At 40.0% G+C, this 21,931-nt stretch carries 21 protein-coding genes; 15 read left to right on the forward strand and 6 right to left on the reverse strand.

Annotation, left to right across the window (positions count from 1 at the left end):
• The first annotated feature begins 18 nt into the window (after nucleotides 1-18).
• Genes ABWU87_RS12410 through ABWU87_RS12430 form a run of 5 tightly spaced genes read left to right on the forward strand, consistent with a single transcriptional unit; the run spans nucleotide 19 to nucleotide 6,338 of the window.
• Nucleotides 19-2,817: an FAD-binding and (Fe-S)-binding domain-containing protein gene (locus ABWU87_RS12410; RefSeq protein WP_353331171.1), complete on the forward strand. Its 2,799-nt coding sequence runs from the start codon at nucleotides 19-21 to the stop codon at nucleotides 2,815-2,817.
• 4 nt (nucleotides 2,818-2,821) lie between these two features.
• The gene (locus ABWU87_RS12415) at nucleotides 2,822-3,994 is read left to right on the forward strand and encodes an acyltransferase family protein (protein ID WP_353331173.1); all 1,173 of its coding nucleotides are present in this window, start codon (nucleotides 2,822-2,824) and stop codon (nucleotides 3,992-3,994) included.
• Nucleotides 3,991-4,824, forward strand: a complete 834-nt coding sequence (locus tag ABWU87_RS12420; protein WP_353331175.1) for an ATPase — start codon at nucleotides 3,991-3,993, stop codon at nucleotides 4,822-4,824. Before ABWU87_RS12415 ends, ABWU87_RS12420 begins: the two co-directional genes overlap by 4 nt.
• Nucleotides 4,825-4,845: 21 nt before the next feature.
• Nucleotides 4,846-5,679, forward strand: a complete 834-nt coding sequence (gene murQ / locus ABWU87_RS12425; protein WP_353331177.1) for an N-acetylmuramic acid 6-phosphate etherase — start codon at nucleotides 4,846-4,848, stop codon at nucleotides 5,677-5,679.
• Complete coding sequence (locus ABWU87_RS12430) at nucleotides 5,676-6,338, forward strand: GDSL-type esterase/lipase family protein (RefSeq protein WP_353331179.1); 663 nt, start codon at nucleotides 5,676-5,678, stop codon at nucleotides 6,336-6,338. The genes murQ and ABWU87_RS12430 overlap by 4 nt, the downstream gene beginning before the upstream one ends.
• A 101-nt stretch (nucleotides 6,339-6,439) precedes the next feature.
• Here ABWU87_RS12430 and pdxB read toward each other — a convergent pair whose 3' ends face one another.
• Entirely contained in the window at nucleotides 6,440-7,495 is a 1,056-nt protein-coding gene (pdxB, locus tag ABWU87_RS12435) for a 4-phosphoerythronate dehydrogenase PdxB (protein ID WP_353331181.1), read from the reverse strand.
• On the reverse strand, nucleotides 7,492-8,190 hold the full coding sequence (locus ABWU87_RS12440; protein ID WP_353331183.1) for an ATP-binding cassette domain-containing protein: 699 nt from the start codon (nucleotides 8,188-8,190) through the stop codon (nucleotides 7,492-7,494). Before ABWU87_RS12440 ends, pdxB begins: the two co-directional genes overlap by 4 nt.
• Nucleotides 8,191-8,324: 134 nt before the next feature.
• On the opposite strand from ABWU87_RS12440, the gene ABWU87_RS12445 reads away from it, so the two are divergent.
• The 8 genes from ABWU87_RS12445 to ABWU87_RS12480 all read left to right on the forward strand — a co-directional run bounded on the left by ABWU87_RS12445 (nucleotide 8,325) and on the right by ABWU87_RS12480 (nucleotide 15,397).
• Nucleotides 8,325-8,930, forward strand: a complete 606-nt coding sequence (locus tag ABWU87_RS12445; protein WP_353331185.1) for a DUF4254 domain-containing protein — start codon at nucleotides 8,325-8,327, stop codon at nucleotides 8,928-8,930.
• A 2-nt stretch (nucleotides 8,931-8,932) separates the two neighbouring features.
• A complete protein-coding gene (locus tag ABWU87_RS12450) occupies nucleotides 8,933-9,970 on the forward strand; it encodes a glycosyltransferase family 9 protein (protein ID WP_353331187.1) in 1,038 nt (345 codons plus the stop codon).
• The gene (locus ABWU87_RS12455) at nucleotides 9,970-10,713 is read left to right on the forward strand and encodes a lipopolysaccharide kinase InaA family protein (protein WP_353331189.1); all 744 of its coding nucleotides are present in this window, start codon (nucleotides 9,970-9,972) and stop codon (nucleotides 10,711-10,713) included. The genes ABWU87_RS12450 and ABWU87_RS12455 overlap by 1 nt, the downstream gene beginning before the upstream one ends.
• Before the next feature lie 12 nt (nucleotides 10,714-10,725).
• A complete protein-coding gene (locus tag ABWU87_RS12460; protein ID WP_353331191.1) occupies nucleotides 10,726-11,772 on the forward strand; it encodes a CDP-glycerol glycerophosphotransferase family protein in 1,047 nt (348 codons plus the stop codon).
• 18 nt (nucleotides 11,773-11,790) lie between these two features.
• Nucleotides 11,791-12,828, forward strand: a complete 1,038-nt coding sequence (locus tag ABWU87_RS12465; protein ID WP_353331193.1) for a pyridoxal-phosphate-dependent aminotransferase family protein — start codon at nucleotides 11,791-11,793, stop codon at nucleotides 12,826-12,828.
• Between the two features lie 11 nt (nucleotides 12,829-12,839).
• The gene (locus ABWU87_RS12470) at nucleotides 12,840-13,334 is read left to right on the forward strand and encodes an adenylyltransferase/cytidyltransferase family protein (RefSeq protein ID WP_353331195.1); all 495 of its coding nucleotides are present in this window, start codon (nucleotides 12,840-12,842) and stop codon (nucleotides 13,332-13,334) included.
• A 65-nt stretch (nucleotides 13,335-13,399) separates the two neighbouring features.
• Entirely contained in the window at nucleotides 13,400-14,518 is a 1,119-nt protein-coding gene (glf, locus tag ABWU87_RS12475) for a UDP-galactopyranose mutase (RefSeq protein WP_353331197.1), read from the forward strand.
• A 21-nt stretch (nucleotides 14,519-14,539) separates the two neighbouring features.
• Nucleotides 14,540-15,397 (forward strand): DUF4422 domain-containing protein, encoded by an 858-nt coding sequence (locus ABWU87_RS12480; protein WP_353331199.1) that lies wholly within the window; start codon nucleotides 14,540-14,542, stop codon nucleotides 15,395-15,397.
• A gap of 65 nt (nucleotides 15,398-15,462) precedes the next feature.
• Here the strand turns inward: ABWU87_RS12480 and ABWU87_RS12485 are convergent, their stop codons facing one another.
• Nucleotides 15,463-16,254 carry a DUF5672 family protein gene (locus ABWU87_RS12485; protein WP_353331201.1) on the reverse strand — a complete coding sequence of 264 codons (792 nt, stop codon included), beginning with the start codon at nucleotides 16,252-16,254 and terminating at the stop codon, nucleotides 15,463-15,465.
• Nucleotides 16,255-16,420: 166 nt separating this feature from the next.
• Between ABWU87_RS12485 and ABWU87_RS12490 the strand changes: the two genes are divergently transcribed.
• Entirely contained in the window at nucleotides 16,421-17,470 is a 1,050-nt protein-coding gene (locus ABWU87_RS12490; protein ID WP_353331203.1) for a glycosyltransferase family 9 protein, read from the forward strand.
• A gap of 139 nt (nucleotides 17,471-17,609) precedes the next feature.
• Entirely contained in the window at nucleotides 17,610-18,659 is a 1,050-nt protein-coding gene (locus ABWU87_RS12495) for a galactofuranosyltransferase (protein ID WP_353331205.1), read from the forward strand.
• A 139-nt stretch (nucleotides 18,660-18,798) separates the two neighbouring features.
• Here ABWU87_RS12495 and ABWU87_RS12500 read toward each other — a convergent pair whose 3' ends face one another.
• The 3 genes from ABWU87_RS12500 to ABWU87_RS12510 all read right to left on the reverse strand — a co-directional run bounded on the left by ABWU87_RS12500 (nucleotide 18,799) and on the right by ABWU87_RS12510 (nucleotide 21,559).
• Nucleotides 18,799-19,413: a ribonuclease H family protein gene (locus tag ABWU87_RS12500; RefSeq protein WP_353331207.1), complete on the reverse strand. Its 615-nt coding sequence runs from the start codon at nucleotides 19,411-19,413 to the stop codon at nucleotides 18,799-18,801.
• A gap of 315 nt (nucleotides 19,414-19,728) precedes the next feature.
• Nucleotides 19,729-20,901, reverse strand: a complete 1,173-nt coding sequence (locus ABWU87_RS12505; protein WP_353331209.1) for an acyltransferase family protein — start codon at nucleotides 20,899-20,901, stop codon at nucleotides 19,729-19,731.
• A gap of 94 nt (nucleotides 20,902-20,995) precedes the next feature.
• Nucleotides 20,996-21,559: a Crp/Fnr family transcriptional regulator gene (locus ABWU87_RS12510; RefSeq protein WP_353331211.1), complete on the reverse strand. Its 564-nt coding sequence runs from the start codon at nucleotides 21,557-21,559 to the stop codon at nucleotides 20,996-20,998.
• Nucleotides 21,560-21,931 lie beyond the last annotated feature (372 nt).

The raw sequence follows: 21,931 nt of genomic DNA on the forward strand, positions 1-21,931 counted from the left end.
AATCAGTAGAAAGAGTATATGAGTAATGATTATCAATCTTTTCTGAAAGGAATTTCATCATTCGTCCCTAAGGAACGGATTTATACCGATGAACTTCGGTTATTAGCCTGGGGAACTGATGCAGGATTTTATCGTTTGATTCCTAAAATCGTTGTCCGTTCTGTAGATGAACAGGAGATTTCCCATATGTTGTTACTGGCCGATCAATTGAATTTGCCGGTAACTTTCAGAGCGGCAGGGACCAGTCTCTCCGGTCAGAGCATCAGTGATTCGATTTTGATTGTCGCGGGTAAGAACTGGGAAAAATATTCCATTTCATCAGATTATAATACAATAACTCTTCAGCCTGGTCTTATTGGTGAACGGGTTAATCAGATACTGAAACCTTTCGGGCGTAAGTTTGCTCCCGACCCTGCTTCCGTAAAGTCGGCAATGGTGGGTGGTATCGTTATGAACAACGCATCTGGTATGAATTGTGGTACGCATGAAAATAGCGATAAGATGCTTTTGTCTGTCCGTATTGTTCTGGCAGATGGAACTATACTTGATACAGGCGACGATGCCAGCAAGAAGGAGTTCGTCCGTAAAAAACCCGATTTCATCAAGGCAGTTGAGACGCTACGCGATCAGGTTCGTAACAATGTACAACTGTCTGAACGCATCCGTCATAAATATTCTATTAAAAATGTTACCGGGCTTAATATCCTCCCATTCATCGAGCATGATGATCCTTTCGAAATTATCACTCACCTAATGGTTGGCTCTGAAGGCACATTGGCATTTTTATCCGAATGCACGATGAAAACAGGACTCGATTATCCTTATCATGCTAGTGCCATGCTCTATTTCAATGATATCAAGGAGGCTTGCCGTGCAGTAGTAGCTATGAAAAAAGGGCCTGTTGCTGGAGCTGAATTACTTGATTCCAAATCGCTCGAATCGGTAAATGACCCTACAGGAAAAGGACTGACTGCTGTTCTGACCGAGACAATGGCAAATACAAAAGAAGAGCTTGAAAAGCAAATCAAAGAAATAAAAGCAATTCTTGAACCTTTTGATACGTATACTCCTGTTCATTTTACAGATCAGGAAAGTGAATATTCTCAGTACTGGAACATTCGTTCCGGCATTTTTCCCTCGGTTGGCGGTATGCGCGAGTTGGGAACTACTACCCTGATCGAAGATGTGGCTTTTCATATAGAGAACCTACCCGAGGCAACAGCTGATTTGCAGGCATTGTTGGCAAAACATGGATACCCTGATGCATGTATTTATGGTCATGCATTGGAAGGAAATTACCATTTCATCATCAATCAGGCATTTGATACTCCAGAGAAGGTTCAAAAATATGAGAATCTGATGAGTGAAGTGAAGAACTTGGTCGTAGATAAATACGACGGTTCTTTGAAGGCAGAACATGGTACAGGTCGGAATATGGCTCCTTTCGTGAAATATGAATGGGGGGAAGAGGCGTTTGCTGTTATGAAAGCGGTAAAGCATTTGTTCGATCCCAAGAACCTCATCAATCCGGGAGTGATATTCAACGATGACCCCGAATGCCACATTAAGAATTTCAAACCACTACCACTTACCAATGTACATGTAGATAAATGCATTGAATGCGGTTTCTGTGAGGTTAATTGCCTTACCTGTGGATTTACACTCTCTTCCAGACAGCGAATCGTTATTCGTAGAGAGATTTCTCGGTTGAAAAAATCTGGCGAAGATAATGACCGTCTGGAAACGCTGGAAAAACAATATAAGTATCTTGGTGATCAAACATGCGCTGGCGATGGTCTTTGCTCAATGTCATGTCCTATGGGGATTAATGTAGGTGATTTGACCCATGATATTCGTCAGGAACACCTACCCGCAGGTAGTCTTGGCTATAAAATAGGTGACTTTGCCGCGAATCATTTTTCTGGCATGAAAAGCATGCTTCGTCCGGTACTTAGTCTGGCAAATGGGGCACATACAATACTTGGTACAAAGAATATGTCATCTCTCACAAAAGGGATACGCTATATATCAATGGATAATTTCCCCTTGTGGACACCTGCTATGCCAAAAGCTTATTATCCGCATAAGATAAGTCAGAAAAGCGAGCCTCTTAAGGTGGTCTATTTCCCAAGTTGCCTGAACCAGATGATGGGGACGGCCAAAGATACTCCCGATCCAACACCATTGGTTGATAAAACGGTCTTATTGCTTCAAAAAGCCGGTTACGAGGTCATCTTCCCAAAAGAAATGGATAAACTATGTTGTGGAACCATTTGGGAGAGCAAAGGGATGATGGATATTGCTGATCGTAAATCGGCCGAACTTGAAGAAGCCTTGTTTGCAGCCAGCAAACAAGGAGCCTATCCGGTACTTTGTGATCAAAGCCCCTGTCTGCATCGCATGCGGAATGTAATGACGAAAGTGAAACTATACGAGCCGGTAGAGTTTATCTATACTTTCCTTCGGGATAAGCTCGAATTTACTCCGGTTGATAAACCTGTTTCCATTCATGTCACATGTTCTACCCAGAAGATGGGATTACGGAATCAAATAATTGCTTTGGCTGAACTCTGTTCAACAAAAGTTATCGTTCCCGAGGAGGTAGGCTGCTGTGGATTTGCGGGTGATAAAGGTTTTACTCGTCCGGAAGTAAATACTTATGCACTTCGTAAATTAAAGCCACAATTAGAAAAGGCCGGGGTAGAGGTTGGTTATTCAAATAGCAGAACCTGTGAGATAGGATTAACAACTAATTCTGGTATTCCTTATATCTCCATTGTGTATCTGGTTGATCAATGTACAAAACCTAAAATTTAATAATATGAAAACAAATGTAAGTCAGCGTTTGCTTGCCTTGGACGTTCTAAGAGGGATTACCATTGCAGGGATGATTCTGGTAAATAATCCAGGATCATGGAGCTCGATATATGCTCCTCTTGAACATGCGCCATGGCATGGACTGACTCCAACCGATCTGGTTTTTCCCTTCTTTATGTTTATAATGGGTATTTCCACCTATATTTCTTTAAAGAAGTATAATTTTGAGTTCAGTCATTCGGCAACACTCAAAATTCTGAAACGTACATTCGTAATATTTGTTATCGGTCTGGGAATCGCTTGGTTATCTTTGTCATTTCGAACCTATAATTCACTGGCTAAAGACAACTTGGAGTTTGGCGAACGTTTTTTACAGTCTATAACTAATTTCGGACATCTTAGAATACTGGGGGTAATGCAGCGTCTGGCGTTATGTTACGGTATAACTGCTATAATTGCTATTGTGATGAAGCATAAATATATTCCGGCTCTAGTTATTTCCACTCTTTTAGGATATTTTCTGCTGCTCTTTTTTGGCAATGGTTTCGAACAGAGTGAATTAAATATTGTTTCCATTGTCGATCAGGCTATTCTTGGAGTAGATCATATGTATAAAGATGCCGGCCTTGCTATTGATCCGGAAGGATTACTCAGTACGATTCCTTCTGTTTGTCATGTATTGATTGGATTCTGGTGTGGTGAATTATTGATGAGTGTTAAAGATAACGGTGAGCGCATACAACGTCTTTTTCTTGTTGGTGCAGTACTAACATTCTCCGGGTTCCTGCTTAGTTATGGATGTCCTATCAATAAGAAGCTCTGGACTCCCACATATGTGCTTACCACTTGCGGACTTGCATCCACTTTCCTTGCCTTGCTGATATGGATTATTGATATAAAAGGATATAAAACCTGGAGTCGCTTCTTTGAATCGTTTGGAGTGAATCCTTTGTTCATCTATGTGATGGGAGCAGTTCTTACCATTTTGACTGGTAGTTTCCTTTTTATTAGCTATGATGATAAGATGATTGCGTTAAAAACCTATGTTTACAAATATTTACTGCAACCTTTGTTGGGAGATTTCCCGGGTTCACTTACCTTTGCACTTCTGTTTGTAGGCATTAACTGGTTAATCGGATACGTATTGTATAAGAAAAAAATATATATTAAGATATGATTTTAATTGCAGATAGTGGTTCTACTAAGACAGATTGGTGTGTTGTAGAGCATGGACAATTAGTCCAGCAAATTTTCACAAAAGGAATAAATCCTTTTTTTCAGACTGAAGAGGAAATTGGTAAGGAAATAGAAGAATCCTTAATGCCTGAAATAAATAAGTATAAGATCGATTCGGTTTTCTTCTATGGTGCAGGTTGTGCTTTTCAGGAGAAAATAGATATGGTTCGTGATGCTGTAGCCAAACATATAGATGCCCCGGTTGAGGTGTTCAGTGATCTGGTAGCCGCTGCACATGCGTTGTGTGGTAAAGAACCTGGAATTGCCTGTATCATGGGTACTGGTTCCAACTCATGCTTTTATGATGGCGAAGCGGTAACTGAAAATGTTTCTCCGCTGGGTTTTATCCTTGGTGATGAAGGAAGTGGTGCGGTTCTTGGGAAATTGCTGGTCGGTGATTGCCTCAAGAATCAACTTTCCCCCGAATTGAAAGAGAAATTTCTGAGCCAGTATCAGCTTACTCCTGCAATTATCCTTGACAGAGTATATAAAAAACCATTCCCCAACCGTTTTCTGGCTTCATTGTCACGTTTCTTGGCTGAGAATATTGAACATCCGCAGATACATGCACTTGTACTAAACGGTTTTAAGTTGTTTCTAACCCGAAACGTAATGCAATATGATTATAAGAATCACAAAGTTCATTTTGTAGGGTCAGTGGCATATTATTATAGTAAAGTGTTAATTGAGGCTGCAGAAGAGCTAAACATTACAGTAGGAAACATCATTAAAAGTCCAATGACAGGTCTGATTGCATATCATGCAAATTAACTAGTAATTAAATAAGAAATTATGGCATTTATAAAAATAACTGAACAATCTTCCCTTCATAATGATTTGGAGAAAAAATCTGTAAGAGAATTACTTGAAGGGATAAATGAAGAGGATCAGAAGGTAGCGATTGCAGTTCAGAAGGCGATACCCCAGATTGAAAAACTGGTATCACAGATAGTTCCTCGCATGAAGCAAGGTGGAAGAATTTTTTATATGGGTGCTGGTACCAGTGGTAGATTGGGAGTACTTGATGCTTCAGAAATTCCTCCAACATTTGGAATGCCTCCCACTTTAGTTATTGGTCTGATTGCCGGTGGCGAAAGAGCCTTGCGTAATCCTGTGGAGAATGCAGAAGATGATATGGAACGTGGTTGGGAAGAGCTTAAAGAACATCATATTAACGAGAAAGATACCGTGATTGGCATCGCAGCTTCCGGTACAACTCCCTATGTGATTGGAGCATTACGTAAAGCTCGCGAAAATGGTATTCTTACAGGAGCCATCAGCAGCAATCCCGACTCTCCGTTGTCTGCAGAAGCAGAAGTGGCTATCGAGATGATTGTAGGGCCGGAGTTTGTCACCGGAAGTTCACGCATGAAATCGGGTACTGGTCAGAAGATGATTCTGAATATGATTACCACTTCTGTGATGATCCAGCTGGGACGTGTAAAAGGAAACAAAATGGTTAACATGCAGCTTTCTAACAAGAAATTGGTGGATCGTGGTTCCCGTATGGTTTCCGAGGAACTTGGGATGGATTATGAGCAGGCTCAACGCCTATTGCTGATGCATGGTTCTGTAAAAAAGGCGGTAGATGCCTATCGCGCACAACAAAATAGCGAACAAAAATGAAAAAAAATTGCTTGTTGATATTGCTCTGTCTGCTCTTCGGGACAAACAGCTTTGCGCAGAAAGGTAAGTACGGTACCTTTTATGATCAACGTACCACACTTTTTGAAAATCTGCCGATCAGATCCACCGATATTGTCTTTCTGGGAAACAGTCTGACCAATGGTTGTGAGTGGGCCGAACTTTTCGGGAATCCCCGTATCAAGAATCGGGGAATCAGCGGTGATGAAGTGATGGGTATTTACGATCGTATCAACCCGATTTTGAGAGGAAAACCTGCCAAGATTTTCTTGTTGACCGGGGTCAACGATGTGTCTCATGATCTTTCAGCAGACAGCATCTTGGTGATGTATACCAAACTAGTGGATAAGATTAGAAAAGATTCACCACGAACGAAACTATATATCCAGAGCCTGCTTCCGGTAAACGATGAATTTACCCGTTTCCCGAAAGTACATAACAAGACACAGATAATAATTGATATAAATAAAGGATTAAAGGCTTTAGCCAAAGAGAAGAAGTGTACTTACATCGATCTTTACCCACACTTCCTTGCTCCCGGCACACAAAGTCTGGAAAAAAAATACACGAATGATGGTCTGCATCTTCTTGGTGCAGGTTATCTTAAATGGAAAGAGATAATTAGGCCCTTTGTGGACTGATTTTTTGTTAATTAGGTGTTTGTTGGTTTGTTAGTTAGGGAGGAAGGCTACCGTTGTTAAATGGGAGCCTTCTTTATTTTTTATTTGTTTCTGAATTGCCGTCAACCTATACGGAATGTAAAGGCATTCCTCTCTCTTCTTAGTGGATAATCGCCACGTAGTTGTTCAAAGAGCTCGGGGTGTCTTTTCAGGGCTTCACTGTCCTTTCTCGGGTCGTAAGTTTGCAGATATGCATCCGACTCTGTCGGGGTAATTATTTCCGTGATTTCAGGTACTGGAGGGTTAATCTCAAAGTTTGGACTGATTCCGAAGAAACGACAGAATGATTCCAGTGACATCCGGGTTGCATTTGCTTTCCCATCAGCAGAATAACCAGCAATATGAGGAGTTCCGATAAAGACTTTATTCAGCAAATCCAGGTTTATGTCAGGTTCGTTTTCCCAGACATCAATTACAGCTTCATTGATTAGTTGATTGTTTAAAGCAGAAAGCAGAGCGTTGTTTTCAATAACCTCCCCTCTGGAAGTATTGATGACAACCGGACGTTTTTTTAGTGAATCAAAGAAATATCTGTCGGCCAGATGATAAGTCTTATATTTGCCCTCCTTGTTCAGTGGAGTATGAAAGGTAATCACGTCACATTCGCGGGTAATGGTTTCAAGATCGGTAAACCCTTCTTTCCCTTCTTTGTCAGCCCGTGGAGGGTCATTCTTCAGAACTCGCATGCCCAGTTCCTGAGCCACCCGGCATACTTTGCTTCCCACGTTTCCAATACCTATTACTCCGATGCATTTATCTTTCAGTACAAATCCTTTTACCTTTTCCAGGAGCAGAAGCGTGGAATGAATATACTGTTCAACCGAACCTGAGTTACATCCTGGTGCATTGGTCCAACTGATACCTGCTTCCCGGCAATAATCAGTGTCAATATGGTCGAAACCGATTGTTGCCGTAGCAATAAACCGCACCTTACTTCCTTCAAGTAATTCCCGGTTGCAGTGAGTGCGTGTGCGAATTATCAGAGCATCTGCATCACGTACAATCTCCGGGGTAAACTTCATTCCCGGTACATATATCACTTCGTTTGGTGTTTCTTCTCCTAAACTCTCTATAATCCCATTGATAAAAGGGATCTTATTATCTATGATTACTCTCATTTAGTAACTCTTTTAAAAATATTCTCCAATGATTCATCTTTGGTTAGTTCGGTTATCTGACCGTCCGCAACGATTCTTCCCTGATTAATGATCACTATGTGATCGCATAACTCCTTCACTTCTTGCAGGGAGTGCGAAGAGAGCAAAATTGTTTTCTCCTTTCCAAGCTCCCTGATCAGGGAGTGTATTTCTCCCAGTTGGTTTGGATCAAGTCCGGAGGTGGGTTCATCCAGAATTAGTACTTGTGGGTCGTGCAACAGGGCCTGCGCCAGTCCCACTCTTTGTCGGAATCCCTTGGATAAAGTTCCAATAGTTTTTCCGCTAACCTCCTCCAGTTTCACTTTTTCAATTATCTCGTCCACCATTCCGTGCAGGTTTGCTATTCGGTAAAGTTGTCCTACATATTCAAGGTATTCTCTCACATACATTTCAAGATACAGCGGATTGTTTTCGGGTAAATAACCCATACATCGTTTTGCTCCGATTGGATCTTTGCTGATGTCATATCCGCAAACAGTTACTGTTCCCGAATAATCAGTCAGCCAACCAGTAATAATTTTCATACAGGTAGATTTTCCAGCTCCATTAGGACCCAGAAAAGCTGTAATCTCCCCTGGATGAGCTTCAAAACTAATTCGATGGAGAACCTCTTGCTTGCCGTATGATTTGGAAATATTGAATAATCTGATAGACATAATACAAGTAAATTTGGTATCGATGACAGTTTACAAAAATACTAAAAGTTGAGCATTTTGTTAATAAAATGTGCAAATAATTGTTTCTTATAGAAAGAATGGCTAGTTTTGCACTTTACATAAAAAGATCGATTATGACATTTAGTAACCTTTGCAACGAAATTTTTTTTCAATCTACGGAGAATTATCATGTGACTGATAGTGTGGATGCTCCGATGAAGAATCCTTATGAGATTAAAACTATCGAGTATTACTTATATCTGAAGAACTGGATTGATGCAGTACAATGGCATTTCGAAGATATCATCCGTGATCCGCAGATTGATCCGGTTGAAGCTTTGAGCTTGAAAAGACGCATTGACAAATCCAATCAGGATCGTACTGACCTGGTGGAGCTGATTGACAGTTATTTCCTCGATCAGTATAAAGATGTAAAACCTCTTCCTGAAGCTGTAATCAACACAGAAAGTCCGGCTTGGGCTATCGATCGCCTTTCAATTCTAGCTCTGAAGATTTACCATATGAAACAAGAAGTAGATCGTACAGACTCTACCCCAGAGCATCATGAACAATGCCAGACAAAACTGAATATTCTGTTGGAACAGAAAAAAGATCTTTCTTCTGCTATCGATCAATTAATTGAGGATATCAAAGCCGGAAGAAAGTATATGAAGGTATACAAGCAGATGAAAATGTATAACGACCCTGCTTTGAATCCTGTTCTTTACGCTAAAAAGTAAGAATGGCCAAGATTCTGATTATTCGTTTTTCCGCTATAGGAGATGTCGCCATGACTATTCCGGTGATTTACTCTTTTGCTTTACAGCATCCAGAGCATGAGATCACCTTTCTTAGTCGGGCATCTCTCCGCCCGTTGTTTACCGGATTGCCATCGAATATCCATTTCATGGGAGCCGATCTTTCCGGTAAACATCATGGGCTTTTTGGGCTTCATAAGCTTTTTTACAATGAACTGAAAGGGATGGATTTCGACTATATTGCCGATTTTCACAATGTTCTACGTACAAAGATGATCCGTTACCGTTTCAAACTGATGGGGCTACCTACTGCAGCAATTGATAAGGGTCGCATTGGGAAGAAAAAGCTTACCCGCAGATATTTTAAGGTGTTCGAAAATCAGAAATCATCTTTTGACCGGTACACTGACGTGCTCACACAACTTGGATTTTCTGTCCATCCGGACTTTTCTTCTATCTATGGAGAGGGAAGGGGTGATTTTGCCCAAGTACGTCACCTTACCGGAGATAAAGGAGAAGATAAATGGATTGGCATTGCTCCATTTGCCAAACATACCGGCAAAGTGCTTCCGCTCGATAAGCTGGAACAGGTAATAGCGCACTTTGCCACTGATTCGCGAGTAAAGATTTTCCTTTTTGGAGGAGGACATAAAGAAAAAGAGGTACTTGCCGAATGGGCGGCTCAATGCCCCAATGTCATTTCTATGGTAGGACAGCTTAATATGAGTACGGAACTGATTCTCATGAGCTATCTGGATGCGATGGTATCAATGGATTCAGCCAATATGCACCTGGCCTCTTTGGTCAATGTGCCAGTCATCTCTGTCTGGGGAGCTACTCATCCATATTGCGGCTTTATGGGCTGGAAGCAAACTACCGACAATGCAGTGCAGGTAGAACTCCCTTGTCGTCCCTGTTCCGTTTTTGGCAAGAAACCTTGTTACCGAAAGGATTATGCCTGTCTGAAGATGATTACTCCTGAAATGATAATTAAAAAGATTGAGAGCATAATATTTAATTAATGAAGATACTTCTGAATCCGGCATTTGAATCGTTGCGTGCCTTTGTAGAAATGACACCTCAGATTTTTGATAAAGAGGGATATACTATATATAAAGGACGGAACGAGATTAAGGTTCTAAGAGTTGGTGAGACTGATATCAATGTAAAAAGATATAAGGTACCCATGTTGTTCAACCGGATTATATATACCTTTTTCCGCAAAAGCAAAGGACTTCGTGCTTTTACCTATCCAACACAGATTCTGGACAAAGGTTTCGAAACTCCCGAGCCAATTGCTTATATCCAAACGATGAAATGGGGAATGATAAACTATTCCTACTTCATCAGCGTACATTCGCCTTATAGTCATAGGTTTTACGAATTTGGCAATGCTCATGAAGGGGAGTACGAGGAGGTGATAAAAGCCTTTGCCCGTTATACAGCCCGCCTTCATAACGCACAAATTCTTCATAAGGACTTTTCTCCCGGAAACATACTTTTTGATAAGGTGGATGGAGAATATCATTTCTGTCTGGTAGATATCAACCGGATGTCTTTTGGCGATGTTTCCATGAAGAAAGGGTGTGAGAATTTTGCCCGTTTGTGGGGACAAACACATCTTTTCAGATTACTGGCAGCCGAATATGCCAAGGAACGCGGATTTGATCCGGAAGCATGTACAGATATTGTTCTAGAAGCTCGTCAAAAATTCTGGAATAAGTTCAGACGAAAACATCAGGTAAAGTTCGATTTGGATATTTAAATAAGTTCGATTATGCGCATCGTATTGTTTTGCGAGAATAAATATGCTGTAGGGATATTGTATCCTTTACAGAAATATGCTTCCAAAGAAGGTGGTAATGATGTTCTTTGGTATATCCACCAGAAGAAAATTCCCTCTTTCCCTTTGAAAGATAAGGTAAAATGGACTAATTCAATCCAGGAGGTATATGACTTCTCTCCGGAAGCAATCTTTGTGCCGGGCAACATCGTCCCGTATTACCTTCCGGGTGTAAAAGTTCAGGTGTTTCATGGCTATGCCGCAGAGAAAAAAGATCACTGGGTTATTCGTCGCTATTTTGATACTTACTTTACACAAGGCCCCTATTTTACAAACAATTTCCGTCGGTTGGCAGCAAAATACAAAGATTTTGAAGTTGTAGAAACAGGATGGACAAAACAAGATTGGATTCTTGCTAATCTGCATACATTCGATAAGGAGAAAGAAACTTTACTGAAACAATATAACAGGGAAAAGATGGTACTTTATGCTCCCACTTTTTCCCCTTCCATGACCTCACTTCCTTTTTTGAAAGAGGCGCTTCTACAACTGGCGCGTGAGAAAGATATTCTGTTACTGCTAAAGTTTCATCCTCTGACACGGCAAGAATGGATTGATGAATACAAAGAACTTGCAGCTCAGATAGAGAATATTATCTGGATTGATGATTTCAATGTTACCAAATATCAGTTGATGTCGGATGTGATGATAAGTGACACCTCATCTACTGTATATGAGTTTCTTCTATTAAATAAACCTGTCATAACCTTCAGAACCATTGCAAAGGATATATATTGGTATGACATTCAGGATGCAGCATTGCTTTCCGAAGCATTCGAAAAAGTACAGTTTGATCAGTCCTGTATTAATAAAAGACGCTGGGTGATAGAAAATTATGATCCTTATTTAGACGGCCAGGTTTGTCATCGTATGCTCGAGGCTGTCAGAGATTATATTAAAAGAAATGGTGTGCCCCCAAAGCGCAGACTTAATTTATGGCGAAAATATACCAGCATTAAAGAATTTGGCTGGATAAAATAAAACAAAAAAATCAACGAGATGAAATCTTATGTTTTTCCGGGTAATATTGAAAATGAGATTCTTCAGGTAGGAGCGGAGCAGATTCCGTACATGCGTACATCTTTCTTTTCCGGAATAGTAAAAGAGTCGGAGCAGCTTCTTCTGGAACAAATTCACTGTAAGAACGGAAGGGTGATATTCTATACAGGTTCAGGAACCGGCGCTATGGATGCAGTTGTGTCCAATTTCGTGACACTCAAAAAGAAATCGTTTATCCTCGCAGGTGGCTCTTTTGGATACAGATGGAAAGATTTGTGTGAATATTATCATTGTCCATACCACCTCTTTGAGGTTCCTTTTGCAAAAAGCCCCGATTATTCCGAGATGGAAGAACAGATTAAAAAGGCTAATCCTGACGTTTTCTTGTGCCAGCATCATGAAACGTCTACCGGCGAACTTTATAATTTGTCCCGGATTGCAGAGATTTGCAAGAAGTACGATGTATTTCTGGTGGTTGATGCTATTAGCTCTTTCTTGTCCGACCCGCTGGATATGAATAGCTTAAATATTGGAATGTGCATAACCAGTAGCCAAAAAGGGTTGAATATACCTCCCGGTCTCTCTTTTGTTTTTCTCTCTGAAAAGGCTCTTTCTGAGGAGTATAACCATTTGAGCTATTATTTTGACTTTAAAGAGAACCTGAAAAACCTGGAGAGAGGACAAACTCCTTACAGCCCTGCAACCACACTCTTTTTGCAGTTACACAAACGCTTAAAGATGAACTCGGAAATTGGGGTAGATGCAATCATTGATAAAGTGAGAAAGAGGGCGTTGTATTTCAGAGCGAAATGTAAAGAGCATGAATGGCTTATACCGGCAGAGAATCCATCAAATTGCATCACCGGTTTCTTTGTCAATAGAAACGGGGACATTCTATTCAATGAGTTGTTAAAGGAGAACATTTATATAATGCCAGGTTCAACTCCCGGCTTTTTCAGGGTGTCGCACTTGGGATTGCAATCCGAAGAAGATATTGATTATCTCGTTTCAAGAATAAAAGCTATTGAAGAAAAATAAGTTGTATTGCTATGAAAAATAAGAAAATAAGAGTTTTTACTTCCGGTAGTTTTGACCTCTTTCACGTAGGTCATTTAAACATCCTTGAAAAATCGGCAGCCCTTGGCGATGAATTAATTGTGGGAGTAAGTACTGATGAGTTAATCGAAAAGTACAAAGGTATGAAACCAGTTATTCCTTTCGAAGAACGTTTTAGAATTGTAGAAGCTATCGGCTGTGTTACAAAGGCAGTTAAACAGACAAAACTCACAGAGATAGCTCAGCTTAAAGAATACGAAATTGATATAGTCACTATTGGCGACGACTGGAAAGAAAAATACCTGGAAGGGTTGGAGTGGATGAAATCCCAACCCGGAAAACGTGTTGAATATTTCCCGTATACACAAGGTATCAGTACAACCAGTATTAAAAAAGAGATAATCGACAGTGCCAATCAGATAGTTATTAATGCTTTGCAAAGGGAAGAGGCAGACTCATTTAACTGGAAAGAAGATGAACGAAAATAAATAGAATATCAGATATTACCTATATCTTTCAGGCTGAAGAAACGTAAATATAGAAAGCTTTGAATATGACGAACACAAAATATGACTACCTAATAGTTGGTACAGGCCTTTTCGCGGCTGTTTTTGCTTACCACGCAAATAGACAAGGAAAGAGATGCCTGATGATAGAAAAACGCTCTCATATGGGAGGAAATATCTACTGCGAGAATATCGATTCAATTAATGTTCATAAATATGGCGCCCATATATTCCATACCAGCAATAAGGAAGTCTGGCAGTTTGTCAATTCATTTGTGGAATTTAATAGATTTACCAACTCTCCTTTAGCAAACTATAAGGGGATATTATACAATCTTCCTTTTAACATGAATACCTTCAATAAGCTTTGGGGAGTGAATACTCCGCAACAGGCAAAAGAGAAGTTGGAAGAGCAAAGAGGAAGGTTCGCTCACATTATTGAACCTCAGAACTTGGAAGAACAGGCCTTAAAGTTATGTGGCGAAGATGTTTACTATACTTTTATCAAAGAATATACCGAGAAGCAATGGGGACGTTCGGCTACTGAACTTCCTGCATTTATTATACAGCGCATCCCTTTTCGTTTTACTTATGATAACAACTATTTCAACGATGATTATCAGGGAATTCCGAAAGGGGGATATAATAAACTGATAGAAGGCTTGATTGATGGAATCGAAATAAGACTCAATACCAATTACTTTGAGAACAAAGCCGAACTTGACAACTTGGCTGATAAGATACTATTTACAGGACGTATTGATGAATTCTTTGATTATGAATTTGGAGCGCTGGAGTATCGTGGGCTCTTCTTTGAACATGAACGCCTGGATATCGAAGATTTTCAGGGAAATGCAGTAGTGAATTATAATGAGCGAAACGTTCCGTACACCAGAATCATAGAGCATAAACATTTTGAGTTCGGTAGGCAACCTTTTACTGTTATTACCCGTGAATATCCCGGTGAATTTGCCAATGATAATGAGCCTTATTATCCGGTAAATGACCAAAAGAATACCCAAATTTATCTGAAGTACAAAGAAAAAGCAGAATCGAACGGCAAGCTTCTCTTAGGCGGAAGGTTGGCTCAATATGCCTACTTTGATATGGACGATACTGTTGAGGCTTCTCTAAGTCTGGCGAAAAAGGAGTTCGGAATTTTTTGATGAAGAAAAAGGTTGAAGGGTATGTCAAATGATAAATTGAAGATTCTGGTTTGTGTGCATAAAAAAGATTTTTTTTTAAATGATGACGTCTATATGCCCATTCATGTAGGAAAAGCAATAAGCGATTTAGATCTGGGCATAAGTGGCGATAATACAGGAGAAAATATCAGTGTAAAGAATAAAAGTTATTGCGAATTAACCGGATTGTACTGGGTATGGAAGAATCTGATGAGCAGCGATGTTAGCTACATTGGGCTTTGTCATTATAGAAGATATTTTAAGTTTGTAACAGGTCCTTTTAATATCAGACGCTTTTTACCTGTCACTGCCAAGGGATTTGAAAGAGCAGACCTGTTGACATCAAATGTAGAGAGTATACTTGGACAGTATGATATAATAGTAGCCAAACCTTTAATCTTCCGATATAGTCTGGCTTTCGATTATAATAAAAGACACGTTGGAAAGGATTTAAAGGCTCTTGAGAGTGTAATTAAGGAGTTAAGCCCGGAGTATATGCCTGCATTTCATGAAGTCATTAATAATGGCAATAGGCTTTCTCCATGCAACATGTTTGTTGCAAACAAAGATATACTTAATGATTATTGTACCTGGCTTTTCACTATATTACAAGAGCTGGAAACACGAATAGATTTATCCGGGTATGACCCGGTTCAGGCTCGAATCTGGGGATACATGGGAGAGCGCTTGCTGAATGTATATGTCAGGAAGAACAACTTAAGGGTAAAATATTGCCCGATTATTGGAATAGATGATAACGCAAAAAAGAAAAACATACTAAGATATTGCTGGCCTGTATTAAGGAACCTGGTAGGATTCTCAATCAGTAAAATGCAGAATAAGCATATTGTAAAGCTCTAATATAAGAAATGCCAGACTAAAGCAGTCTGACATTTCTTAGTATTACGCAAATCAAATTTGTGGTATTATCGACTCTTATTGATAATTGGCTCCCAAAAAGGATTCATTTTCTTCTTAGTCCATGAATGGCATCCGTAAGGAAGCCTGTTTCCATTCATTTTATAGCATAATGCAGGGTATTTATCAAAAGAGAATTCAAGAGCTTCCTTATAATCGGGGGTGGAGAATGTCGGAAGAATCTTTTTTGCTTCAAGAGCCCAATAAACATCCTCGTTAAAACAATGAGCCTTGTTTTTCATCGAAATATAGTACTCAATAGTCTCTCTGTCAGATAATGAAATGTGATAAAACGACTCTGTTTTACGAAGAGAAAGGCCGCCGTTCCCAACCTTGAAATATATTTTCTGTCTGTTTGGAAGCGATCGTAGATCTCTATAAATCCCTTTTAATTTGCAGAACAGGTTGATTGGAAACCTTTGATAAACCGGTCTGAGAATCCATGGAGCGCCAACATAGTCATAGTCTTTATTGCACCACTCCTCTAATGAGTCACTGAAGAGAAACACATCCAACTGATGAATCAATATATATTTGTAGTCTAAAAACCGTTTATAAAAGTCGGGCGATAGCATTAGCCTATTGTAGCCTTCGATTCCATCAAAAAATGAAGGGGCAAATTCTTGCTCTTCAATTCCGGGAAATTCATTATGAATAGCTGATAAATCAAGTCCTTCAGGCTTAATGATTGTGATGTCGTACTTCTTGTTGATTTTATAACATTGCCTTAAAGAGGTTAAATCATTACTTGACAAGTTGTTTTGATATATTGGGATAAGTACATTAACCAGTTTTTTCATTTAAAAATAACATCTTAGTTTGGTGCAAAGGTAATAATAATGTTTTGACTAAGATTATAATATATAATATTAACGATAACCATTTGTATTTAATTATATGTTATCTTTGTCGCCAAAGAAAAAACAGTATAAAATGTTGCGCATTGCTTAATGCCATGAGAACAAAATGAAAATAAATAAGATATTAGTTATTCGTTTTAGAAGAGTTGGAGATTCAGTTCTCTCTGTAGCCATTTGCAAGAGTCTGAGGAAGTCTTTTCCTGATGCTCAGATAGATTATGTGGTGAATAAAGGCATTGCTTCATTGTATGAGAATCATCCCGATATTGACAATGTGATAACATTCAATCATGAAGAGAATTACAACATTATAAAATATATAAACAAAGTAAGGAAACTGGTCACAGCTCAAAAGTATGATGTGATTATTGATACCAGGAGTACTGTTAAAACGCTCTTTTTCTCTTTATTTTCATTATCTACCCCTTATAGAATCGGTTCCAAGAAAAAATACAATTTCTTTCTTCATAATTACCGCATTGATAATCATAGAGACAAAAGCATCGATATGGTGCAGCATAACTTAATGTTGCTAAGACCTTTGGAAAAAGAAGCTGAAATCCATTATTGTTCTGACTTTAATTTATATGTTTCCCAACAAGAGAAGGCGGACTATAAGCTGTATATGCAGAAACAGGGGATTGATTTTTCCAGACCTGTGGTGCTGGCAATGGTTACGGCAAGGTTAGCTCATAAAGTGTGGGATAAGGACCGCATGAAAGAGGTGCTTCGCAAGATGATAGATAAATATGACACCCAGGTTATTTTTAATTTTGCAGATAATGAAGAAGAGTTTGCCGTAAATATTCATCGTGAAATGGGTCTTGATAAGAATATATTTACAAATATTAAAGCCGATTCTTTGAGAAACTTGTGTGCTTTGCTCGTAAACTGCAACTTCTTCTTTGGCAATGAGGGCGGTCCAAGACATATTTCACAAGCATTGGATATCCCTTCTTATGCCATTTATCCTCCCAATATCCTGAAATCTATCTGGCTTCCCAATGAAGGGGAACGGTATGCCGGTATTAGCCCTGATGACAACCATTCACATGATGAACAATCTGGTATGAGCTATCTAGAGTGTTTTAACTTAATATCTGTAGATGAGGTATGGGAAGGCTTGGATAACATGCTTGCAAAATACCTGAAATAAATTTTTCTATCATAATCGGCCGCAATAAAGATAGGTGTAATTCATTATTGATTCTTTTGTTTTATGAATATTCAAAGATAAATTATATCTTTGGATTTGATAAAATGTGAATGTTGACTTATTTCTTTTATTAATAGACATGAAGAAATACTATCTTTCAAAGAATTATGTGAATCTGTCAAATGCTGGGAATAAAGCCAAAACCGATATTGAATTCATCTTGCTGAATCGCGGTTTTACTAATATTGGGTTGAGACAAACCTGCATTAAAAATGAATTATCAGGATTTATATTAACCTTGATGGGGGTCCTGAAAGCCTGTATCTCTATATCTGAAGGCAGCTGGCTGGTATTGCAGTACCCGCTGAAGAAATATTTTTTGTTTATCTGCAAGTTTGCACGTTTGCGGGGAGGAAAGGTTATTACGATTATTCATGATCTTGGCAGTTTTCGTAAAGGTAGACTAACCGTATCTCAGGAGATAAAACGCCTGAATAATGCTAATTGCCTGATTGTTCATAATAAAAAGATGGAAAGCTGGCTGAAAGAGCATGGCAGTACCTCTACAATCAGCTGTTTGGAGATATTTGATTACCTTTCTGAGAAATCTCCCAAGAAGATAATCGATGCTGATCCTTCTTTTAATATTATATATGCAGGTGCATTAAGTTATAAGAAGAATGCTTTCTTGTATAAGCTGGAAGAATATGTAAGGAACTTTAAATTTACTTTGTACGGTTCAGGGTTTGATAAAGAACTGCTGCGTGGAAATATAAACTATAACTACAAAGGATTTGTTCCTTCCGATGAGCTGATAGCTACAGCCGATGGGCATTTTGGCCTTGTATGGGATGGTGATTCAATCTCTTGTTGCAGCGGTATTTTCGGTGAATATCTTAAATACAACAACCCACACAAAACGTCTTTGTACATCCGCTGTCACCTTCCGATTATCATTTGGTCGGAAGCGGCATTGGCCGATTTTGTCAAGGATAATAATATTGGTATTTGCATTGATTCGTTGGAGCAGATTAATGATATATTATCCGGTCTTAGCAAAGAAGAATACGATGCAATGCGCAGTAATGTGGTAGAAATAAGCAGGAAGCTGTCGCAAGGATATTATGTGTCAAAGGCGCTTGGCGAGGTATTCTGTAAAGTCGGTGAAGGCGAACTTATTAAAGTGTAGTCGAATGTTAAGTTGGTCAGTACTGAGGTTTTATCACTAAGAACAATTTCTCTGAAGTGTAGGCTAGCACTCTGAAGAAAAACCCTAGGAGCTGTTTGTATAAAAAATGCAGGGTATTCTGTGATAGAAAGTCTTAGCTTTATTTTCTTCCGAAATCGGCCGGAATCTCTCCCCAATCCTTAGTCTCCCATTTAATAATCCGGGTGGAGTATTGGTTATTCTTCAACCAGTTTTCGGCTCGCTCAATAATCTGAAACAGTTCCTCTGTCTCCGGAGTACGCGGTAGTTTGGTTTTGCATTTCTTTTGTTTCACCCAACTGATGGCGTTTACGCTGTCGCTGTAAATAGGCATGGCAAGGTTTTGTTTTTTCAGCATGGCCAGTCCGTGAACAATAGCCAGGAATTCGCCGATATTGTTTGTTCCCTTCATTGGCCCAAAGCGGAAAATCTCCTGTCCGGATTCTATATATACTCCTCTGTACTCCATGGCTCCGGGGTTTCCGCTGCAGGCAGCGTCAACAGCCAGACTCTGTTTGATGATATTGGCCGGCAATGTTCTCGGCGCTGCTTTGGCTTGTTTGCCAATGTATGCGTAAGGCGAAGAGGAGTAGGCCTGTTCCGCTTCCTCTTTCGATTCGAACGACTTGTACTTGGCCCCTTCATACCCCTTAATCTGAATCTGACAATCATTCCAGGATGTATAGATCCCGGGGGTAACCCCGTCCCAAACCACATAATATTTCTGTTTCGCCATCGCTCTTCTATTCGGAATTGTTGTTTACTTTTGGTACAAGTCGTGACAAAGATAATAATTTTTTCTTCTTTCAACCTGATGATGTCAGGAAGTTGTCTTTCATCAAATCCCCATAGAGTTGTTTTTTAAAAGTCACACAAGTCGCGCAAGTCACGCGTATGGTTTGTAACTTGCTAATAACTAGTGTAGTATAGGTGCGTGACTTTCTGCGTGACTAGTGCGTGACTTCTGTTATCTCATGCGTTCTTATTCAGAAAGCGAGACTATTTCCTCTGTTTTAGGCAGAATAAAGATCCCTTTGTTCTTAAACAGCCGTTATTTTTTCTTATTCAAGAAACGATTTGCCAAATACTTGCGTACAGGCTCATCATACAACTTCAAGCAAGCATAAGCCAACAATACATTCCATGCCATTACACCCAAAGAAATTGCCCAGGTTTCGCCAAACGTATAAAGCTTGCTTTTTATGAGCCATGCATAGAACAAGTACATGAACGGATAATGTACTACATATAGCGGAAAAGAGATGTCGCCCAAGAACTTGCATATACTTGTCGATATCTTATCGGTGGTGGTGCCCGATGCGCCCAGCCAAACCAAGATAGGGAAAACTATGATGATGCAGAACGATTCGTAAGCACCGTTCATGCTGATGGGTTTAAGAGTTCCGATAAAAGGAACCGAGAACAAAGTCACCAATATTGCTGAGCAAATCCAGAAAGCGCCTCTCACTTTCACCGGCTTGAAGATGCGCGACAAGAACATTCCCATCGTGAACGGGAAAAGCATGCGCAACGAACCGCCCAGGAAATTCACGCTATCCAACGTCCAACCCACGCCAAGACTTCCATAAGTAGAAATGTTGAAGGTGGCAAACCACGTCAGGGCAATGCCCAACACCACAGCCAATGCCCCCAATGCCTTAGTGGACAAACGGCGGATGAACAAGGCATAAAGGATATTGCCTATATATTCGAAAAACAGCGACCAGTAGGGCCCGTTCAGCGGAAACATTTCACCGTTGCCCCGCACTTCGTAACCTACCCCCGGAATGGCAGGGATAAAGAACATGGTGCAAAGCAAAGCGAGCATGGTGAGGGAAGTCGCAACCTGCGTACCGTTCCACTGCACGCTGCCTTGGAGGCAGAATGTGATAACACCTAAAACGGCGCCTATTACCACCATCGGATGAAGACGAATCAACCGACGTTTGAAGAATTCTTTCATGGTAAAACCTTTTTTCCAACGGTCATCGTAAGCATAGCCAATAACGAAACCGGAAAGAATAAAGAAGAAGTCCACAGCCAGGTATCCGTGATTGAGGTTCTTGATGAGGCCACTACCCGCACCATTCACTGCTTCGGCAAAGCCAAAACCTTCATTTACATGGTACCATATCACTAAAAGAGCCGCCACTCCCCGCAATCCGTCCAATAGGTTATAATGCGGTTTGGTGTCTGCAAATGCTGCTGAAGAAATCTTTGACATCTGTTTTTTATTAGAGTTAATATTATCTTGTCCGCAAAATTATTGTTTGCAGAAAGAACTTCTTTTGCTTTTAAGCAAAAAAGAAAGGTAAAAGCTATTTTTGAGCGCGGATACGGCTTAAGGTATAGATGGAAATACCCAAGAAGGCAGCTACATATTTCAGTTTCACCCGATTGATGAGCCCGGGATAACGTAACAAAAAGCTATCATACCGTTCCTTGGGAGTAAGCTGCAGTCTTTCTACAAAGAGGTGGCTCAATTCTTTATTCACATTCTGATGCAGAATTCTTCCCCAGTTGGCTATGTCGATATACTTCTCGTAAAGCGTATTCAGTTTGTCAATGTGGATGACATATATCCGGCAGTCGGTCAGCGTTTCAATGCTTTCTATCGAACGCTGGTTATAGTACAGCGAATCCATGCCGAAAGTAATATCTCCCTCCTTGCTGAACCAAGTGGTGGTGTCCACCCCATCGTGATGAAACACCGAGCGGGTAACTCCCTCTTCAATGAAATAGACCAAATGGTCTGTTATCCCCGATTGCACAATACAGGTATCTTTGGGGTATATCCTCTCTTCCATCTCCGTCAGCAACGCTTGGAGTGCCTCATCGGAAACGGGGTAGGTCTGTCTGATATTGGCAATAATGTTTTTCATTGAAGGAGAATACGGTTTTTCTATAGATACAAAGTTATGAATTTTGTCTGATAAAAAATATTTCAGGGCACGATTTCTCTTGTACACCCGGGTGGAGGGGGTAGGTAGATCCGGATGTACCACGTCCCTCCATCCGGGTGTACGGCACCTCTTTATCCGGGTGTACGGCGGACAACAAGACGACGAATTTGAAAGCCCATATAATTGAATATAGATTCAAATATTAGATAAACGATTGAATATCTGATGAAAAGGCTGAATTGCCTCGCTGCGGTGGTGCGTGACTTCTAATAAGTCACGCGCTTTTTTAGCCGAAGTCACGCACTTGTATCTGGCTGATAAATAGATTAATACGCCCTTTTTGCGTGACTT

Source organism: Bacteroides sedimenti (assembly GCF_040365225.1).
Lineage (GTDB): Bacteria > Bacteroidota > Bacteroidia > Bacteroidales > Bacteroidaceae > Bacteroides > Bacteroides sedimenti.

Coding starts and splice junctions, on each gene's coding strand:
- ABWU87_RS12500 (WP_353331207.1), bottom strand. CDS start 19,413: ATGGCGAAACAGAAATATTATGTGGTTTGGGACGGGGTTACCCCCGGG.
- glf (WP_353331197.1), top strand. CDS start 13,400: ATGACGAACACAAAATATGACTACCTAATAGTTGGTACAGGCCTTTTC.
- ABWU87_RS12450 (WP_353331187.1), top strand. CDS start 8,933: ATGGCCAAGATTCTGATTATTCGTTTTTCCGCTATAGGAGATGTCGCC.
- ABWU87_RS12505 (WP_353331209.1), bottom strand. CDS start 20,901: ATGTCAAAGATTTCTTCAGCAGCATTTGCAGACACCAAACCGCATTAT.
- ABWU87_RS12460 (WP_353331191.1), top strand. CDS start 10,726: ATGCGCATCGTATTGTTTTGCGAGAATAAATATGCTGTAGGGATATTG.
- ABWU87_RS12445 (WP_353331185.1), top strand. CDS start 8,325: ATGACATTTAGTAACCTTTGCAACGAAATTTTTTTTCAATCTACGGAG.
- ABWU87_RS12430 (WP_353331179.1), top strand. CDS start 5,676: ATGAAAAAAAATTGCTTGTTGATATTGCTCTGTCTGCTCTTCGGGACA.
- ABWU87_RS12510 (WP_353331211.1), bottom strand. CDS start 21,559: ATGAAAAACATTATTGCCAATATCAGACAGACCTACCCCGTTTCCGAT.
- ABWU87_RS12480 (WP_353331199.1), top strand. CDS start 14,540: ATGTCAAATGATAAATTGAAGATTCTGGTTTGTGTGCATAAAAAAGAT.
- ABWU87_RS12490 (WP_353331203.1), top strand. CDS start 16,421: ATGAAAATAAATAAGATATTAGTTATTCGTTTTAGAAGAGTTGGAGAT.
- ABWU87_RS12470 (WP_353331195.1), top strand. CDS start 12,840: ATGAAAAATAAGAAAATAAGAGTTTTTACTTCCGGTAGTTTTGACCTC.
- ABWU87_RS12485 (WP_353331201.1), bottom strand. CDS start 16,254: ATGAAAAAACTGGTTAATGTACTTATCCCAATATATCAAAACAACTTG.
- ABWU87_RS12410 (WP_353331171.1), top strand. CDS start 19: ATGAGTAATGATTATCAATCTTTTCTGAAAGGAATTTCATCATTCGTC.
- ABWU87_RS12415 (WP_353331173.1), top strand. CDS start 2,822: ATGAAAACAAATGTAAGTCAGCGTTTGCTTGCCTTGGACGTTCTAAGA.
- ABWU87_RS12495 (WP_353331205.1), top strand. CDS start 17,610: ATGAAGAAATACTATCTTTCAAAGAATTATGTGAATCTGTCAAATGCT.
- ABWU87_RS12440 (WP_353331183.1), bottom strand. CDS start 8,190: ATGTCTATCAGATTATTCAATATTTCCAAATCATACGGCAAGCAAGAG.
- pdxB (WP_353331181.1), bottom strand. CDS start 7,495: ATGAGAGTAATCATAGATAATAAGATCCCTTTTATCAATGGGATTATA.
- murQ (WP_353331177.1), top strand. CDS start 4,846: ATGGCATTTATAAAAATAACTGAACAATCTTCCCTTCATAATGATTTG.
- ABWU87_RS12420 (WP_353331175.1), top strand. CDS start 3,991: ATGATTTTAATTGCAGATAGTGGTTCTACTAAGACAGATTGGTGTGTT.
- ABWU87_RS12465 (WP_353331193.1), top strand. CDS start 11,791: ATGAAATCTTATGTTTTTCCGGGTAATATTGAAAATGAGATTCTTCAG.
- ABWU87_RS12455 (WP_353331189.1), top strand. CDS start 9,970: ATGAAGATACTTCTGAATCCGGCATTTGAATCGTTGCGTGCCTTTGTA.